Source organism: Brevibacillus aydinogluensis (assembly GCF_961514395.1).
Lineage (GTDB): Bacteria > Bacillota > Bacilli > Brevibacillales > Brevibacillaceae > Brevibacillus > Brevibacillus aydinogluensis.
Genome location: NZ_OY569118.1, coordinates 1,810,073 through 1,826,676, shown reverse-complemented (window position 1 = coordinate 1,826,676; position 16,604 = coordinate 1,810,073). Strand labels below are relative to the sequence as shown.

Below are 16,604 nucleotides of genomic sequence, written 5' to 3'. Positions count from 1 at the left end.
CCATAATCAATGCAACAGCTTACACAACGTTTCGGCTATCCGGTCCAAAGGAACGATGTTGTCGGCAAGGCCCGCCTGAATGGCAGCCCGCGGCATTCCGAAAACGACACATGTCGACTCGTCTTCGACAATGCTGATCACGCGTCCCGCCTCTCTCATTCGGCCCAGGCCTTTTGTCCCATCATTTCCCATGCCTGTCATGATGATTGCCCATTTGTCTACATTTGTCAATCGGCTGGCCGATTCAAACAGAACGTCAACGGAAGGACGGTGTCCACCCCGCGGTTCTTCTTGTTGTAGTCGTGTTTTCAATCCCCCACCGCTCACCTGAACCACTTCCAGATGAAAGCCGCCTGGCGCGATATACGCCGTCCCTGGCTGTATCCATTCTCCGTCTGTTGCTTCCGTCACATGGATGGCGCAAAGCGAATCCAGCCGCTGCGCGAGCGATTTGGTAAAACCGGCCGGCATGTGTTGGACGATGAGAATCGGCGCCGGAAAGTCGGACGGGAGGGCGGTCAACACCGTTTGCAGCGCTTTTGGCCCCCCGGTGGACGTCCCCAGTACAACCAGCTTGGAGACGGCTGACGCTCGGCGCGGGATTGCAGACGCCGGCGGCGTAACACGGGAATCAGCCGTTCCCGGATGGCTGGTGCCCGAAGCCGTACGACCCGGTGTGCCTGTGCCCGGTTGGGCTGGCAGCGTCCACGCTGTCTTTTGCTTGAACAAAGGTGAGCGCATAGGGAACGTGGTGCCGGGCCTGCCCAGCGGTCTTCGCAGACGCCCGTTCACCTGTGCCGCCGCTTTCACCCTTTCGATCAGCCGTTCGGCCACTTTGTGCAGATCGAGCGAAATGGGACCGGACGGTTTGGTCACGAAGTCTACCGCGCCCAGTTCCAGCGCGTGGATCGTCGCTTCCGCCCCTTCCCTGGTCAGACTGCTGAGCATCACGACCGGGACGGGGTGTTCGTTCATCAGACGTTCCAGCGCATCCAGCCCGTTCATGACCGGCATTTCAATGTCGAGCGTAACGACATCGGGATGGAGCTGCTTTACTTTTTCAAGACATTCGAGTCCGTTCTTGGCTCGGTCAACCACTTCAATGTCAGGATCGCTATGTAAGATGTCTGTGATGACTTTACGCATAAAGGCAGAATCGTCGGTGACGAGAACTCGAATCTTGTTCATCCGCTGCTGCTCCTTCCTTCTCCTGTTGCCTACCGAATAAAGCGTCTCAGCTTCTGCAAAAAGCCTCCGATCCCAGCCGGAAGAGACTGCCTTCCCCCCGCCTCTTTTCCCAGGTAGACGGCCGAAAGATGACGGATATCCCTGGACGCCTGCGCGTGCGGAAAGGCAAGCAAAAAGGGCCGCTGCAGTTTCACCGCTTTGGAAACGTGAGGGTCGTCCAGTACAAATCCCAACGGATGGACGTCCATGTTGAGAAACCGTTTGGCCACCATCACCAGCTTTTGGGCGGTCATCGTCCCTTCCCGGGCGGAAGTGACGCGGTTGACCACCAGCCGGATCGTCGTGCGGGGATTGTAGAAGTGAAGCATCTTGATCACGGCGTAGGCATCGGTGATCGCCGTCGGCTCCGGTGTCGTAACGAGAATCACCTCGTCGGACGACAGCATGAACCGCAGCGATTCGTTGGAGATGCCCGCACCGGTGTCAAAGATGATCGTGTCCGCATAGCCCTGCAGCGGCTGCAGACGGGCAAACAGCAGGTCAAGTTTGGCGTCGTCCAACTGCAAGAGCTTGGCAAAGCCGGACCCGCCGGCGATAAAATCCAGCTCGCCCGGTCCCCTTTCCATGATGTCCCATACGGTCATGTCCGGCTGCAGCAGATGCAGCAAATGCCGCTTGGGCGATATCCCCATCAGCACATCCAGATTGGCCAATCCCAGATCGAGGTCGAACAGGATTGGTTTGTGTCCCTTTTCTTGCAGGCCGAGGGCAAAGTTGAGGCTGAAGTTGGACTTGCCGACGCCCCCTTTGCCGCTGGTGACCGTAATCAGCCGGGTCTGCCGGGAGACGTTGTTCTGTTGCATGCGTGCGCGCAGTCGTTCGGCTTGGTCGTGCATGTGCGTTAATCTCCCATGATCATGTTGGCTACCAATGCTGGGGTGGCGGCCACGATGTCGTCCGGGACGTTTTGACCTGTCGTGATGTACGAGAAGGGAAGACCGGTCTCATATGCCACATTCAACATCGCCCCGTACGCTTCCGTCTCATCCGCCTTCGTAAAGATCACCCTGGAAACGGGCACGTCATCAAAGTTGCGGATGATCGCCTTGATGTCGCTGTACTTGGCGGTCAGACTGAGCACCAGGAAATTGAGGCAGTCCGCATCATGCCGCAACAGCTCCCGAATTCCCTGCACGTATTCGTCGTTGCGGAAATTGCGGCCGGCCGTATCGACAAAAATCAGATCGCATCCGCTCAACCGCTCCTTCGCCTGGACGATTTCTTTTGGCGAGAAGATCACTTCAAGCGGCACGTTCAAGATGTTGGCGTACGTCTTCAACTGCTCGACGGCGGCAATTCGGTACGTGTCCGCCGTGATGAATCCGATCCGCCGCTTGTCTTTCAGCATGCTGTCTGCCGCCAGTTTGGCAATGGTGGTGGTTTTTCCCACCCCGGTTGGCCCAAAAAGAAAGCGTACCTGACGCCAGACTCGATTCGTGACGGCATAGGCGATGCCTGTTCCACCCGTTCAGCGATAATCCGCGCAGCGGCTCGCTTCGCCTCTTCTTCCGTCCACTGAGCAGACGGCTCACCGTGCAGGAGCACCTGGCGGATGATGTCCGCCGTCACCTCTTCTGCGACCTCCTGCCTGACGAGATGCGCCTGAACCGCCTGGATTGCAGGCGGCAGTTGGCTGCTGAGGCCGTTGACCAACAGCTTGTCAAAGACCTGCCGCATATCCCGCACTTCGTCCGCCAACTGCTTGCTGTCGGCAGCAGCTGCCATGGAAGGGGCTCGCTTTGCCTGCGAGTGGTCGGGACGGGAGGCAGCCTGACGAGCGGAGTCAGCCGTCGCTTCATGCGTCAGCCGAGTATCGATGCCGGGAGGCTCTGATTCTGCTGTCGCCTGTCCAGCAGTCACCGTCGCCGCTTTTTGATAGGCCTGCTTGGCGGCGTAGCTGCCTGTCTGCGGCAAGGCAGAGGGGTCCGGCTGGCTGGCGGGAGAGGCGCTCGCTGCCCGCTCGGCCCCTTTGTCATCAACGGCGGCCACCACTTCGATCCGCTGCTTTGTGAACAATCCGAACAGTCCACCAGTTCGGATCGGCTTGGAGTTGAGGATGATGGCGTCCTTCCCCAGGTCAATCCGGATTTTCTCCAGGGCGTCCGGCATGGAATCGACAACGTAGCGCTTCACTCTCACGTCAGGTTCACCATCCCTACGCTTTGCACTTCAACATGCGGCTCCAGCTCGCTGTAAGACAAGACAGGCACATCCGGCATCATCCGCTCCATCAGCTGCCGCAGGTACATGCGAATCGCCGGAGAGGCGAGAATGATCGGCTGCTGGCCGGCATTGACCATTTTGCTCACTTCCGCCGACATGCTCTGGTAAATCCGCTGGGACGTCTCCGGGTCCATGGCCAGGTAGGTTCCCTGCTCAGACTGCTCGATTCGCTCGGAGATGGCCTTTTCCAGTCCAGGGCCTGCAGTGATCACCCGCAGCGGCTGTCCGGGCTCGGTGTATTGAAGCGTAAGTTGGCGGGACAACGCTTGGCGCACGTACTCCGTCAGCACGTCCGGATCTTTGGTGTAGACCGCGTGATCGGCCAGCGCTTCCAAAATGACCGGCAGATTGCGAATCGACACCTTTTCCCGGAGCAGTTTTTGCAGCACTTTCTGCACGTCGCCGATCGACAGCGTGCCCGGAATCAGTTCGTCCACCAGCACAGGCGCCGTCTCCCGTACATTGTCGATGAGGGAGCGCGTCTCCTGGCGGCCGAGCAGCTCGTGGGCGTGCCGCTTGATCACTTCCGTCAGATGGGTGGCGACGACGGACGGCGGATCGACCACGGTATAACCGGACAGTTCGGCAATCTCCTTATTTTCTTCTGTTACCCACAATGCAGGCAGTCCAAACGCCGGTTCGACCGTTTCGATACCGACAACCGCATCGTCTTCGAAACCGGGACTCATCGCCAGATAGTGATCCAAGAGGATCTCTCCCTTGGCGACCTGGTTTCCTTTGATTTTGATTATGTACTCGTTGGGACGCAGTTGGATATTGTCGCGAATGCGGATTACCGGCACGACGATCCCCAGTTCCAGCGCGATCTGTCGACGGATCATGATGACGCGATCCAGCAGGTCGCCGCCTTGTTTGGCGTCGGCAAGCGGAATCAGGCCGTAACCAAACTCGAACTCGATCGGGTCCACCTGCAGCAGGTTGACCACACTCTCGGGACTGCGCACTTCCTCGATCTGCTGTTCCTCTTCCTGTTGGGCCGTCTCTTCCTGCTCCACTTTCTGCTTTTTGTTCATCTTCCATCCGGCGAACCCGAGCAGTCCCGCTACCGGCACCACCGGCAGCAGTCCGATTGGCGTCAGCAGGCCTAACAGGGTGATGCCGCCAGCCACGATCAACAGCAGGCGGGGGTAGCTGAACAACTGGTTGCTGATATCTTCGCCCAGCCCGTCGCCGGAAGTGGCACGAGTGACGATGATACCCGTCGCCGTCGAAATCAGGAGAGCCGGAATCTGGCTGACCAGCGCGTCGCCGACGGACATGGTGGTGAATCGGGAAGCCGATTCGGCAAAACTCAGATCGTGAATAACCATCCCGATGATGAAGCCGCCGATGATGTTGACGATGAAAATAATGATGCCGGCGATCGCGTCCCCTTTGACGAATTTGCTGGCACCGTCCATGGCGCCGTAAAAGTCAGCTTCGTCCTCGATCTTTTTGCGGCGGGCGCGCGCTTCCGCCTCGGTAATCATCCCGGCGTTCAGGTCGGCGTCAATGCTCATCTGTTTCCCCGGCATTGCGTCCAGCGTGAAGCGGGCGGCCACTTCCGCCACGCGCTCCGAGCCTTTGGTGATCACGATGAACTGGATGACGACGAGAATCAGGAAGACGACAAACCCCACCACCTGATTGCCGCCGACGACGAAACTGCCGAACGCTTCGATGACCTTTCCGCCATCGGCGTGCGAGAGAATGTTCCGCGTCGTCGATACATTCAGCGCCAGGCGGAAGAGCGTGGTGATCAGGAGCACCGTGGGAAAGATGGAAAATTGCAGGGCTTCCTTTGTGTACATCGAGACGAGCAGAATCGTCAATGCAAGGGAGATGTTCAGGATCAAGAGCAAATCCAAAAGTTCAGACGGCAGTGGGATCACCATCATGACGACAATGCTGATGACGAACAAAACGGTACCCAGCTCTTTGAATCTGAATCCCACCGTGCATCCTCCTTTCTTTTGCTTATTTCACTTTCCCTTGCAGCTTGTACACGTACGCGAGAACTTCCGCGACCGCTTTGAACAACTCTTCGGGAATTTGTTGGCCGATCTCGACTTGACTGTAGAGAGCCCTGGCCAAGGGCTTGTTTTCCATGGTGATGATGCGATGTTTTTGGGCGATTTCCTTGATTTTCAGTGCAAGGTAATCCTGCCCTTTGGCGATGACTGTGGGGGCGCTCATCTCGCTTGCGTCGTACCGGATGGCAACAGCGAAGTGCGTCGGGTTGGTGATGACCACGTCCGCTTTCGGCAGCTCCTGCATCATCCGACGAATGGCCATGCTGCGCTGACGCTCGCGGATTTTCCCTTTGATCAAGGGGTCCCCTTCCGCCTGTTTGAATTCATCCTTGATGTCCTGTTTGGACATGCGCAGGCTCTTTTCATGTTCGTAGCGCTGGTACGCGTAGTCCAGAACAGCCAGGACCACCAGCGTCATTCCGATGTACAGCCCAAGTTTGGTCGCTTCCGAAGCTGTCAGTGAGAGCGCCGCTCCCAGCGGCTTCAGTGAGAGCTGAACCAGCTCGTCCTTGGTCTCCCACAAGATCATGAACGCAACGAGAATGCCCGCGCTGATTTTTAACAGCGATTTGAACAGTTCCACCACGGAGCGCAGGCTGAACAGCCGTTTCAGCCCCTGTACGGGATTCAGCTTGTCCAGCTTGATCCGCAGCGGTTCGGTGGTAAACAGCCAGCCCACCTGCATGTAATTGACGAGAACGGCGACGGTAAACACCACGCCCAGAACCGGTCCGACGATTTTCACGGCTTCAAAGGCAAGCTGGTAGAAAATGACCCGCAGATTTTCCTCGTTCACCTGCCAGCTCGTGTAGGTGACGAGCGACTCCCGCAGCAGATTCTGGAACGTGTGAAACATGGACGACCCCAGCACAATCAGCATGAGAAACGTCGCGGTCAGGCTGACGGACGGGGACAAGTCCGCGCTTTTGGCGACCTGCCCTTTCTTTCTCGCGTCCTGCCGCTTTTTCGGTGTCGCCTTTTCCGTCTTTTCGCCGTTGAAATACTGCAGATCGACCGGATACAAAAAGGCAAGTCGTTTCATGCTGCGCCTCCGAGCCACTTCATCATTTCCGCAAGCGCCCGAAACATTTTTTCAAACAAGCCGTTCAACGTCAGCAAAAATGCGGGCATGACCACGATCAGCATCAGAAAGCTGGCGAGCAATTTGATGGGCAATCCCACCACAAAGATATTAAATTGCGGGACCGATTTGGCGATAATTCCAAGAGAGAGATCGACCAGAAAAATGGCGACCACGATCGGCGCTGCAATCAGAAAGGCACTGAGAAACATGTCGCGAAACACCTTGACGGCCATCCACATCACTTGCTCACTGCCAAACGCAGCCCACATCTTGTCAAGCGGAATCGCCTGATAGCTGGCAAGAATCCCTTGGATCAACACGTGATGGCCGTTGATGCTCAACAAATAAAGCATCGCCAGGATGTTCTTGAAGTTGCCCGTCAGCGGCACGTAGGCGCCGGTGCGCGGGTCGATCACGTTGGCCATCGCCAGCCCCATTTGCATGTCCATCAATCCGCCGGCAACCTGGACGGTGACGTACATCAGCTCGCATATCACGCCGAGAATCAGGCCGACCAGCGCTTCCTTGACCGCGTAGAGCACAAAGGTGAGATCCAGCGGAATCTGCCCCTGGACCGGCACGTAGCTGAAACTGATCAGCGCCAGGACAAAAGCCAGGCCGATCTTGTACGGATTGGGCACGCCGCGCACCGAGAAAAACGGAGCCGAGACGAAAAACGCGGTCATCCTGACAAACACCAGCAGCAAAACAGGTAGATGAAGCATGATTGCAGCTATCATTTTTATCTATCCCACAAAGCGGTGCAGATTGCCGAAGATCCCCATCGTGAACTCCAGCATCACCCGCAGCATCCACGGCCCGACGGCCAAAATCGTGACGAAGATGGCGACAATTTTCGGGATGAATGCCAGCGTCTGTTCTTGAATTTGTGTGGTTGCCTGAAAAATGCTGACGAGCAAGCCGACCAGCATGCCGACGCCCAGCGCCGGTGCCGTCACCAGCAGGATGGTGTATACGGAGCTTTGGGCGATTTGCATCAAAAATTCTTGTGTCATGCTCTCCCTCCTAGGCTGGCTTGTCGGCCGGATGTCAGAAACTGGCCAATAGTGATTTCACGACCAAATACCATCCGTCCACCATGATGAACAGCAATATCTTGAACGGCAGCGAAATCATCACAGGGGGCAGCATCATCATCCCCATGCCCATCAGGATGCTGGAAATGATCATGTCGATGACGAGAAACGGAATGAAAATCATGAAGCCGATTTGAAATGCGGTCTTCAATTCGCTGATGGCATACGCCGGCACGAGCGCGCTCAGCGGAATGTCCTGAATTGTCTTGGGCCTTTCTGCTTTCGTGTACGACAAAAAGAGCGCCAAATCTTTTTCCCGCGTCTGCTTGGCCATAAATTCCTTGAACGGAACGACCGCCGCTTCCAGCGCTTGCTGTTGGGTCATTTTGCCCTGCATGTACGGTTGTACCGCCGTCTCGTTTACCTTTGCCAGCGTGGGCGCCATGATGAAAAACGTCATGAACAGCGCCAGCGAAATCAGCACCTGATTGGGCGGCATCTGCTGCGTAGCCAGCGCGTTGCGGACGAAGGACAGCACGACCACGATCCGCGTGAAGCTGGTCATCAACAGCAGGATGGCAGGCGCTACGGACAAGACCGTCAATATCAGCAGAATCTGTACCGCCGAGGAGGTTTCTTGCGGCGTTCCGCTGCCTCCGCCAATCTTCAGATCGATGGTAGGTACGAGCGGCACATTGGCAGGCGCTGCCGCCGCCCATTCCGGTATCGCCAGCAGCACCGCAGCGATCACCAGGAGCTGGAATAGTTGTTTCATCCTCGATCCCCTCTGTCATGACCTTGCTTCTCCACCCAGGTCCCCGTCTGATCGGACCGCTTGTCGAGATCGTTCCACTGCTTGCGCAGCAGTTCTGCAAACGTACGCCCGTCCGCATCCGACAGGTGTATTTCTTCGTCTTCTGTCTGCCGCTTTCGGCCAAACGGCAGCCAATCGAGCGAAAAACCGGCAAGCGGCGGCTTGATCTCCGCTTCTGCCAGGATGAGGTCTGCCTCTTCCCCTGGTGGAATCTGCTTGAGCAGCTGAACGTTCTCTCCCACGCCGAGCAGGTACAGCGACTCCCCGATCATCACCAGTTGGATCGTCTTGCCGTTGCCCAGCGGAGCCGCACTGATCACTTTGATCGGACCATGCGCCTGTCCCATCTGCCGCCGGCCGAGAAAACGAAGCAGCAGATAGATCAGGACGACGATCACCCCGAGTGAAAAGATCACCTGAAACAGATAGCCCCACATGCTGCCTGTCTCACTGCCGGGTATGGCCGCCGGCTCTGGGCCGCCGGCGGGCGCACCGGGAGAGAGTGTTCCTTTGCGCAGGGCGTCTGCTACGGAGTCTTCCTCCGCCAGTGCGGAAGCCGGAAGGGAAGCGACAATCGCAGCGATGATGCAATACACCCAGATGAGACGCGCCCCTGGTTTCCGGAAAAACTTCATCATTAGCCCAGCGTTTTCTTGATCGCTTCCAGCACGCGATCAGCCTGGAACGGCTTGACGATAAAATCCTTGGCGCCCGCCTGAATCGCATCAATGACCATCGCCTGCTGCCCCATTGCCGAGCACATGATGACACGGGCGTTCGGATCGATTTTCTTGATCTCCTTCAGTGCAGTGATGCCGTCCATCTCCGGCATGGTAATGTCCATCGTCACCAGATCCGGTCCCAGCTCTTTGTACTTCTCCACCGCCTGCGCACCGTCGCTCGCTTCGCCTACCACGGTGTATCCGTTTTTGGACAGGATTTCCTTGATCATCATGCGCATGAACGCTGCGTCATCGACAACGAGTACTTTGTTGGACATAAGTAAGCTCCTCCTTTTTTATCCGGTGATTTGATGATTCATTGTAATTTTTGTACGCGGTCCCACTGGCTGATGATGTCTGTTACGCGCACGCCAAAATTTTCGTCAATCACGACGACTTCCCCTTTGGCAATCAGCTTGTTGTTGACCAGGATGTCGACGTGTTCGCCTGCCAGCTTGTCCAGTTGGATGATCGAGCCGGCGGACAGGTCGAGAATTTCCTTGATCAGTTTTTTCGTCCGTCCCAGTTCAACGGTCACTTGCAGAGGAATGTCCATCAACAGATTCAGATTTTGTCCGTCAGCGGAAATCATCGGGTCACCTCCAAACGGCGCAAATTGGGCCGGTTTCACATTGGCCTGGTTGCTCGGTTGTCCACCCAGATGCTGCGGGGCGGACGACACTTGCTGCCCTGCATACTGAGGCGGATAGGGCGGATAGCCTGCGGGCATTCCCTGTGGGTAAGCGTTCGGGTACATGGGCTGTCCCGGATATCCCATCGGCGCATAACCGGCCGGAGGAGCTTGCGGGGGTTGCACCGGTTGCTGCGGCGGCATCTGCTCTGCAGCGGGAGCGTCCTGTTGTACCTCCTGCTGTGGAGCCGACAAGCTCAGTGCGGGCATTTCCGTCGCAGCCGCGGCCGCTTCCAGCTCGCTTTCAGAACCGCCGGTCAGCCTGTTGATCATTTCACGAGCGAAGGAGAGCGGCAGCAGCTGCATGATGTTGGAGTCGATCAGCTCACCTTGTTCCCCTACTTTCAGCCGGAAAGACACCTTGACAAGCGGCGTGTCATCTTCGGTGAATTTATGCCCGTCCTTGCCCTTGGCCAAATCCATGATGTCAATCCCGGGCGGCGAGATGTTCACCATCTGGTTGAAGATGGTGGACATCGACGTGGCGGCTGACCCCATCATCTGGTTCATCGCTTCCTGCACCGCGCTGATGTGCATTTCTGTCAACTCAGTCGACTCTGGCCGGCCGGAACCGCCCATCATCAGGTCGGCGATCACCGCAGCGTCTTCCATCCGCACCACCAGCAGATTGATTCCCTTGAAGCCGTCTGTGTACTCGACGTGAACGGCGACGTGCGGGATGGGAAATTCCTTCTCCAGGTCGTGGACATGAACCATCGAAACCGTCGGCGTGGTGATGTCCACTTTTTGGTTCAACAACGTGGAAAGAGCCGTTGCAGCGCTTCCGAAGGAGATGTTGCCGATTTCACCGAGCGCGTCCTGCTCAAACTCGGACAGGAATTCAGCGACGTTGGGAGCGCTCGAAACTTCTTCTACTTCCTCTTCCTCCTCAACCAGATTGTTCGCGCGGAGCAGCGCGTCAATCTCTTCCTGCGAAAGCATGTCTCTAGTCATTGTTCTCCTCCCCTTCCTCGAGGACTTCTTCGATCTGCACGGCTACACGCCCTTTATGTGTACCGGGTTGTCCAAGGAACTTCAGGCGATTGCCCACCCGGATTTTCAGCTTGTTCTCGATGAGCTGGTCGAGCTGAATTACATCACCCGGCTGCAACTGCAAGAACTCGCCCACCGTGATGGTGGCCGTGCCCAGCTCGGCGATCACCGGCAGCTTGGCCGTCTTCACCCGCTCCTCCACGCGCAGCCGCTCTTCTTCGTCCCTGTTCTTCTTCTGCTTGGAAAACCAATACTGCCCGGACAGTTTCGGCATGATCGGCTCCAGCACGACATGGGGCAGGCAGAGGTTGATCATGCCCGTGGTGTCTCCGATCTTCGTGCTGAACGAGATGACCGCAACAATTTCATTGGGGGAAACGATCTGCATGAACTGCGGATTCATTTCCAGCCCTTCCATGTACGGATCAAGCTCGATGATCTGCTTCCATGCCTCATGAAACGTATCCAGCGCCTTGCTGAACACCCGTTCCATGACAGTTGTCTCAATTTCCGTCAACGCCCCCATCTTGTCCGGAATCGTTCCCTGTCCGCCGAGAAGCCGATCCAGCATGGTGTATGCGATGTTCGGATTCACTTCCAATACCATGCGCCCTTCCAATGGCGGCGCCTCAAAAATGTTGAGGATGGTCATTTTGGGAATGGAGCGAATAAACTCGTCATACGGCAATTGGTCGACGGAGGCAACCGTAATTTGCACGAAGGTACGAAGCTGAGCGGAAAAATACGTCGTCAACAGCCGCGCGTAGTTTTCGTGAATGCGCGTCAGGCCGCGGATCTGATCTTTGGAAAAACGCAAGGCCCGTTTAAAGTCGTATACTTTTACCTTTCGCTCAGACTCTTCTTTTTTCAGCTCGTTGGCATCCATCTCTCCCGACGAGAGCGCGGCCAACAACGCGTCAATCTCACTTTGTGAGAGAACCTCGGCCATGTGTCGTCACCTCCCAGCTATGTATACATCCATCGTGGCTTACGACAAGACGCGCTTCGTCGTCAGCACCTGTACGATTTTTCCTTCCTGCATGAGCGCACTGATTTCGTTCATGATCTTGGCTTCCAGTTTGTTGACGCCTTCTGTTCCTTTGATGTCTTCGGGGGACAGGCCGGCCAGTGTCTTGATGATGATCTGGTTGACCTGGGGCAGGCGCTGCTGCAGTTCTTCCTTGGCATCTGAACTGTCCGCTGTTATCGTAAAGCGAACAATAATGTAGTTGTCGGAGAGCAGATTGGTCGTGATTTCTCCGGTATCCACGGAGTATGCCTCCAGTTCTTTAGCCGTGAGAGCCCGTACCCCCTTTTCTTCACCATGGCTTGCGGTTTGTGCTGCTGGGGACAGGTACGTCTGCCAGAGAACGAAGGATACGACACCCAGAAGCGAAATCGCGATGATGATGATAAGTGCCATGTTAAACAACCGGTTTTGAAACATCACACGTGCCTCCCGCTATTCAATGAAATCGTCCGGAACGCGCGGCGCCGCGCTTGCCGGGAACGTCTGCCTGTAAAAGTCCACTATCCGCGAAGCCACTGCCTCAGCGCTTTCCCTGACGATGTATTTCTTGCCGTTAAACAGCGTGATGACCGTGTCGGGAGTGGATTCCACCATTTCGACATGGGTAGCGTTGAGGTAAAACTCCTCGCCGTTAAATCGCGTCAGTCTGATCATCGGCTGCTCCTTTCGGGATGGGGGGCGGCGGGATGACCGCCTCCCCCTCATTCATCCGCTAGGCGTTATCGTTTCAGGTTGACCAGTTCTTCCAGCACGGTGTCGGACGTGGTGATGATGCGGGAGTTGGCCTGGAACCCGCGCTGAGCGACAATCATCTCGGTAAACTCTTCAGACAGGTCCACATTGGACATCTCCAACTGACCGGAGATGATGTTCACCTTGGCAGTTGCCGCATCAATCGGTGTGGTCGGATCTTCTCCGTATGCCCCTGCGTTGACGGTATATTCGTACAGGGAGTTGCCAATTTTCTTCAGGCCGCCCGGGTTGTCAAACGTCATCAACCCGATCTGGATGGAAGAATCCAGCTCTCCAGCCTCATCCACCGTGGTGATGACCCCGTCTTTACCGATGGAGTAAGAAACGATACCATCGTTCCGCGAGATTTGAATCGGTTCGCCATTCACGTCTACCAGTTTCAAACCTTGCGGGTTTACCAAATAACCAAGCGCGTCACGGGTAAAGTTGCCGGCACGGGTGTAGTAGTACGTCTCGCCGCCATCCGGCGTAACCATGAAAAACGCTTCCCCTTCGATCGCCAAATCCGTGATCACGTTGGTGGTCATCGGGCTGCCGGCCGTAAACACCGTGTCAATGGAACCGATCTGCGTCCCCAGTCCGACTTGCATCGGGTTGGAACCGCCCTTGCCGTCATCGGTTGGTGCAGTCGCACCGGCAATGTTTTGGCTGAGAATGTCCTGAAACATCGCGCGGCCTTTCTTGAATCCTACCGTGTTCACGTTGGCAATGTTGTTGCCGATTACGTCCAGTTTGGTTTGAAAACCGCGCAGACCGGAAATGCCGGAGTACATGGAACGAAGCATTAACAATTCCTCCTTCACAAACAGGTATCGGGTCTATTGGCGACTGCCTCGGTCATTCGGCAGCCGACGGGCTTCCTCCGAGAGGTCCAGCCCTCTGATCCATTCATGCAAAGACCGCGCTGTCGATGTTGGTAAACACGTTTTCCTTCATGCTGACGTCGTCGACGGCGGTAATCACTTTTCGGTTGATGATGCTGACGACGTAGGCGACGTTGTCCATCAAGATCAGCGATTCTTTCGCCCCTTTGTCAGCCGCTTTTTGCACAGCCGACTGCAGTCGGTTCAGCTCGGCTTCGTTGAGCGAAATCCCCCGTTCGCGCAGACGCATCAGTGCGTGCTGACTGAACGTGAGGGGCTTGGGGCCTTTCGCTTTGTCAACAGACTCGGCGAGGTAGTGGCGAAACGATTTGCCTGCCGGTTCCGCACCGGTCGTGCTAACAGCAGCTGGTCGCTTTGGCTTGTTGGGAAAGTAGGTCTGCCCCACGTAAAACGTGTGCATGGCGGTCCCCCCTTTCACGAACAGCTAGCCCGGCTAGCGAATGCCAGTAAAGGCAGCACGGCCCAATTCCCGCCCAACCGCGGCAAAATCACTATCCTCCAGCAGTCCTTCCAGCGAAAATTCCACCTGATCTTCCTGCTGTTCCTGTCGCTGGCGCCCATCGCCTTGCTGACGTGCCTGCTCCCGCTGCTGCTGGAAGGCAAACGAACTTGCCTGATGCTGATTGACTTCCAGGCGATCCACCTGCAGACCTTGTTGGGTCAACGCTGCGCGAAGCTGCGGAAGCTGGTTGTCCAGCAATTCCTTGCCGGCTGCCGTTTCCGCGGAAAACTGAGCCGTAATCACCCCGTCACGAGCGGTGATGATCACGTCCACTTGGCCCAGCGACTGCGGGTGGAGAATCAGTTTGGCCTCGTGCACGCCGTTCCCCTGGGTGATTTTCATCTGTTGGACAAACAGCTGCGTGACTTGCTGCGCAAACTGCTGGGCGTGTACGGGATGAGCTGTCACCGTTTGCTGCGGAATTCTGCCGTGATTCACCACTTGGTGGAACGGAAGAGCAACCGCGTGCTCAGGCAAGATGACTGATTCCGATTCCGCCAGCGGCGAAGCCTGCACATTCAGCGTCTGCTGAACGGGTGTGCTGCTGCTGCGCACCTGCACGGCGGCTTCCGCCTGGTAGCTGGACAGGGCCTGGGTGACGCGAAGGGACTGCATGGTGAGTTCCTTTTCCGCGTGCCGGATGGGAACGACAGATGGTTCCGCGCTCCGGATGCCGCCTTTTCCATGGATCAGGACAAGCGGCTGCTTTCTGGTGTCACTTTCCTGTTTGCCGGCTGCTGCCCGCAGCTCCTCGCCGAACTGCTTCAGCAGAGCCTCCACCTGCTTGTCCACCTGCTGCCATTCGATCACCTTCGCGCCTCCTTCGGCACGTGCGAACGATACGATGGCTTCGGCCAGTTTTTCTGCCGTCGCCTGCGGGATGCCCCGCTGAGTGAACGTAGCGGCAACCTCTTCGGGATCCTGCATGTGAAGCGTCGGGAAAAGCTGTTGGATCAGTGCCAGCAGATCAGCCAGCAGCGCCATGTCTTCGGCGCCTGCTTCGCCTGGCAGGGACTGAGACGGTTCCCCCGCCTGCACATTTTGCAGCACGCTGCCAATCTGTGCAGCAAACAGATCTCCACCCTCCGGATTCGGCTGTGCAGAGACGCCGACTGTGATGGCGGACGCCGCCGGAGCTCCCTTCACATTGGCTACATTCATCTCATTCACCTCCTCGGATTGTATTGTTGCTTATGAAAACGACAGACGCGGTGCTTGTATGGCCCGTCGCCTATCGAAGCAACTCGCTCGTGATGCGCGCAGCCACGTTTTCTTTCCGCTGGCTGTCCTGCTGGGCGATTGCCGCCAGGATTTGCGCCCGTTTGTCATGAGACAGGCCGGCCATAATCGAGATGGCCCGGTTGCGGTCGGTACCCATCAGCGTACGAATGACGGTAGCGGCATCCGCAGCCGGCATTTGCGAGAAGGTCTGGATCAGCGAATCGATGCTGGTCGTATCCTTTCGCGTCTCGCTCAGCGCCTTGGTCAAGATTTGCACCCGTTCCTGCAGCGCGGCGATGTCATCGTCCTTGTTTACCACCGTATCCTTTAATTGAATGGAGATGTCGGCCGCTTTTTTCGGGTCCATCTTGGCCAGTATGTTCGCCTGCTGCTCCGCTTTCATCTTGCTCATGACCGAAACCGCTTCGCTCATGCTGAGGTTTTCGACGATGGCTGCTGCGTTTTTCGGCGACATCGTCGCGTACAATTTGGCCAGGTCCTGATACTGCTTTTGCCGCTCTTCCTCGCTGGTGCGCTTGTCCTCAAGCAGCTTTTGCAGATCCAGCACCTGTTTTTCCAACGCCTGAATGGTGGCGTCCTTTTTCGCCGTTTCACTCTGCAGGTTGGCGATTGTCTGCTTGTTTTTCGCCTGCTCCTCCTGCAAGCTGCTCACCTGTTTGCCAATGTCGACTGACTTCTCTTCCGCATCGGACATCGCGTACTGGTCAGGCACGATTTTTTCCACGATCGGAATCGTGTTGGCCCAACTGAGCACGCTGCCCAACACGTTGTATCCCAACAGGCTGAGAAGCACGCCTCCGAGGAGAGTGGCAAACAGAGCGGGGATTGCAATCATGTAGAAAAACCATTCCCACCTGCTGTACTCCCGTTCTTCTTGGATCTCTTCCATCGTGAACCTCCCTCAGTTGCTCCTGCGAAGATAGAGCTGCGTGCCAATCTCGTCCAATTCTTTCTGCTCTTTGAGTCTTTCCGCGTAGAGAAACTGCCCGAGCGCCTTTTCCCGCAGCCGCTGCCACAGTTGCGTCTCCTGCATCCGTTCCGCCAGTCTGCGCTGGCAGCGCTCCACTTCCTGTTCACACCCGTACAGCGTCCGTCGCTGGTTGACAATGGACTGTTCGACCGCCTGACGGTACTGGCTGAGTTCGATCAACTGGGCTGCGCTGCAGGTTTGGCTTTGCGCCTCGTGCAGCATGTTCGTCACTGCCTCATGCCGCTCCGTCAGTCGAAACAGCTTGAGCTCCTCTTCGTTCTTTCGCTGCACGGACTTGCCAAACGCCCACTCGGCCTGCTCTTTTTCCTTTTCTTTTACATCCAGCACTTTTTGCAGTTGAAACCGGAACACGTTCAC

General features: G+C 56.6%; 20 protein-coding genes. All 20 read right to left on the bottom strand.

Annotated elements, in window-relative coordinates; genetic code table 11:
- Positions 1–6 precede the first annotated feature (6 nt).
- On the bottom strand, positions 7–1,188 hold the full coding sequence (locus Q7F15_RS08940; RefSeq protein ID WP_171564655.1) for a protein-glutamate methylesterase/protein-glutamine glutaminase: 1,182 nt from the start codon (positions 1,186–1,188) through the stop codon (positions 7–9).
- A gap of 29 nt (positions 1,189–1,217) precedes the next feature.
- The gene (locus Q7F15_RS08935) at positions 1,218–2,084 is read right to left on the bottom strand and encodes a MinD/ParA family protein (protein ID WP_230077019.1); all 867 of its coding nucleotides are present in this window, start codon (positions 2,082–2,084) and stop codon (positions 1,218–1,220) included.
- A gap of 5 nt (positions 2,085–2,089) precedes the next feature.
- Positions 2,090–2,638 (bottom strand): flagellar biosynthesis protein FlhF, encoded by a 549-nt coding sequence (locus Q7F15_RS08930; RefSeq protein WP_304415448.1) that lies wholly within the window; start codon positions 2,636–2,638, stop codon positions 2,090–2,092.
- Positions 2,590–3,387, bottom strand: a complete 798-nt coding sequence (locus tag Q7F15_RS08925; protein WP_304415447.1) for a flagellar biosynthesis protein FlhF — start codon at positions 3,385–3,387, stop codon at positions 2,590–2,592. Before Q7F15_RS08925 ends, Q7F15_RS08930 begins: the two co-directional genes overlap by 49 nt.
- Positions 3,384–5,426, bottom strand: a complete 2,043-nt coding sequence (gene flhA / locus Q7F15_RS08920; protein ID WP_171564652.1) for a flagellar biosynthesis protein FlhA — start codon at positions 5,424–5,426, stop codon at positions 3,384–3,386. The genes Q7F15_RS08925 and flhA overlap by 4 nt, the downstream gene beginning before the upstream one ends.
- Before the next feature lie 22 nt (positions 5,427–5,448).
- A complete protein-coding gene (gene flhB, locus Q7F15_RS08915; protein ID WP_212132462.1) occupies positions 5,449–6,546 on the bottom strand; it encodes a flagellar biosynthesis protein FlhB in 1,098 nt (365 codons plus the stop codon).
- On the bottom strand, positions 6,543–7,328 hold the full coding sequence (gene fliR, locus Q7F15_RS08910) for a flagellar biosynthetic protein FliR (RefSeq protein ID WP_216369253.1): 786 nt from the start codon (positions 7,326–7,328) through the stop codon (positions 6,543–6,545). Before fliR ends, flhB begins: the two co-directional genes overlap by 4 nt.
- A 6-nt stretch (positions 7,329–7,334) precedes the next feature.
- Complete coding sequence (gene fliQ, locus Q7F15_RS08905; protein WP_029098961.1) at positions 7,335–7,604, bottom strand: flagellar biosynthesis protein FliQ; 270 nt, start codon at positions 7,602–7,604, stop codon at positions 7,335–7,337.
- A 34-nt stretch (positions 7,605–7,638) separates the two neighbouring features.
- Positions 7,639–8,400: a flagellar type III secretion system pore protein FliP gene (gene fliP, locus Q7F15_RS08900; RefSeq protein ID WP_171564650.1), complete on the bottom strand. Its 762-nt coding sequence runs from the start codon at positions 8,398–8,400 to the stop codon at positions 7,639–7,641.
- Complete coding sequence (locus Q7F15_RS08895; protein ID WP_230077022.1) at positions 8,397–9,035, bottom strand: flagellar biosynthetic protein FliO; 639 nt, start codon at positions 9,033–9,035, stop codon at positions 8,397–8,399. Before Q7F15_RS08895 ends, fliP begins: the two co-directional genes overlap by 4 nt.
- A gap of 41 nt (positions 9,036–9,076) precedes the next feature.
- A complete protein-coding gene (locus tag Q7F15_RS08890) occupies positions 9,077–9,439 on the bottom strand; it encodes a response regulator (protein WP_029098958.1) in 363 nt (120 codons plus the stop codon).
- A 38-nt stretch (positions 9,440–9,477) separates the two neighbouring features.
- Positions 9,478–10,806, bottom strand: a complete 1,329-nt coding sequence (gene fliY, locus Q7F15_RS08885; protein ID WP_212132463.1) for a flagellar motor switch phosphatase FliY — start codon at positions 10,804–10,806, stop codon at positions 9,478–9,480.
- The gene (gene fliM, locus Q7F15_RS08880) at positions 10,799–11,794 is read right to left on the bottom strand and encodes a flagellar motor switch protein FliM (RefSeq protein ID WP_171564647.1); all 996 of its coding nucleotides are present in this window, start codon (positions 11,792–11,794) and stop codon (positions 10,799–10,801) included. Before fliM ends, fliY begins: the two co-directional genes overlap by 8 nt.
- Before the next feature lie 39 nt (positions 11,795–11,833).
- Positions 11,834–12,292 (bottom strand): flagellar basal body-associated FliL family protein, encoded by a 459-nt coding sequence (locus Q7F15_RS08875; RefSeq protein WP_171564646.1) that lies wholly within the window; start codon positions 12,290–12,292, stop codon positions 11,834–11,836.
- Positions 12,293–12,307: 15 nt separating this feature from the next.
- Positions 12,308–12,529, bottom strand: coding sequence for a flagellar FlbD family protein (locus tag Q7F15_RS08870; protein ID WP_171564645.1), 222 nt, complete (start codon positions 12,527–12,529; stop codon positions 12,308–12,310).
- Positions 12,530–12,594: 65 nt separating this feature from the next.
- The gene (gene flgG, locus Q7F15_RS08865) at positions 12,595–13,413 is read right to left on the bottom strand and encodes a flagellar basal body rod protein FlgG (RefSeq protein ID WP_171564644.1); all 819 of its coding nucleotides are present in this window, start codon (positions 13,411–13,413) and stop codon (positions 12,595–12,597) included.
- Between the two features lie 103 nt (positions 13,414–13,516).
- Positions 13,517–13,912 (bottom strand): TIGR02530 family flagellar biosynthesis protein, encoded by a 396-nt coding sequence (locus Q7F15_RS08860; RefSeq protein ID WP_171564643.1) that lies wholly within the window; start codon positions 13,910–13,912, stop codon positions 13,517–13,519.
- A 33-nt stretch (positions 13,913–13,945) separates the two neighbouring features.
- Positions 13,946–15,175 carry a flagellar hook-length control protein FliK gene (locus tag Q7F15_RS08855; protein WP_171564642.1) on the bottom strand — a complete coding sequence of 410 codons (1,230 nt, stop codon included), beginning with the start codon at positions 15,173–15,175 and terminating at the stop codon, positions 13,946–13,948.
- Positions 15,176–15,245: 70 nt separating this feature from the next.
- Positions 15,246–16,145, bottom strand: coding sequence for a MotE family protein (locus Q7F15_RS08850; RefSeq protein WP_171564641.1), 900 nt, complete (start codon positions 16,143–16,145; stop codon positions 15,246–15,248).
- Between the two features lie 12 nt (positions 16,146–16,157).
- The gene (fliJ, locus tag Q7F15_RS08845; protein WP_212132464.1) at positions 16,158–16,604 is read right to left on the bottom strand and encodes a flagellar export protein FliJ; all 447 of its coding nucleotides are present in this window, start codon (positions 16,602–16,604) and stop codon (positions 16,158–16,160) included.

Bases quoted from the DNA above. Each gene is read 5' to 3' on its own strand.
- Q7F15_RS08935 (WP_230077019.1), bottom strand. From the start codon at position 2,084: ATGCACGACCAAGCCGAACGACTGCGCGCACGCATGCAACAGAACAAC.
- Q7F15_RS08860 (WP_171564643.1), bottom strand. From the start codon at position 13,912: ATGCACACGTTTTACGTGGGGCAGACCTACTTTCCCAACAAGCCAAAG.
- Q7F15_RS08850 (WP_171564641.1), bottom strand. From the start codon at position 16,145: ATGGAAGAGATCCAAGAAGAACGGGAGTACAGCAGGTGGGAATGGTTT.
- Q7F15_RS08890 (WP_029098958.1), bottom strand. From the start codon at position 9,439: ATGTCCAACAAAGTACTCGTTGTCGATGACGCAGCGTTCATGCGCATG.
- Q7F15_RS08855 (WP_171564642.1), bottom strand. From the start codon at position 15,175: ATGAATGTAGCCAATGTGAAGGGAGCTCCGGCGGCGTCCGCCATCACA.
- flhB (WP_212132462.1), bottom strand. From the start codon at position 6,546: ATGAAACGACTTGCCTTTTTGTATCCGGTCGATCTGCAGTATTTCAAC.
- fliM (WP_171564647.1), bottom strand. From the start codon at position 11,794: ATGGCCGAGGTTCTCTCACAAAGTGAGATTGACGCGTTGTTGGCCGCG.
- Q7F15_RS08875 (WP_171564646.1), bottom strand. From the start codon at position 12,292: ATGTTTCAAAACCGGTTGTTTAACATGGCACTTATCATCATCATCGCG.
- Q7F15_RS08870 (WP_171564645.1), bottom strand. From the start codon at position 12,529: ATGATCAGACTGACGCGATTTAACGGCGAGGAGTTTTACCTCAACGCT.
- fliY (WP_212132463.1), bottom strand. From the start codon at position 10,806: ATGACTAGAGACATGCTTTCGCAGGAAGAGATTGACGCGCTGCTCCGC.
- fliP (WP_171564650.1), bottom strand. From the start codon at position 8,400: ATGAAACAACTATTCCAGCTCCTGGTGATCGCTGCGGTGCTGCTGGCG.
- flgG (WP_171564644.1), bottom strand. From the start codon at position 13,413: ATGCTTCGTTCCATGTACTCCGGCATTTCCGGTCTGCGCGGTTTTCAA.
- Q7F15_RS08940 (WP_171564655.1), bottom strand. From the start codon at position 1,188: ATGAACAAGATTCGAGTTCTCGTCACCGACGATTCTGCCTTTATGCGT.
- fliR (WP_216369253.1), bottom strand. From the start codon at position 7,328: ATGATAGCTGCAATCATGCTTCATCTACCTGTTTTGCTGCTGGTGTTT.
- fliQ (WP_029098961.1), bottom strand. From the start codon at position 7,604: ATGACACAAGAATTTTTGATGCAAATCGCCCAAAGCTCCGTATACACC.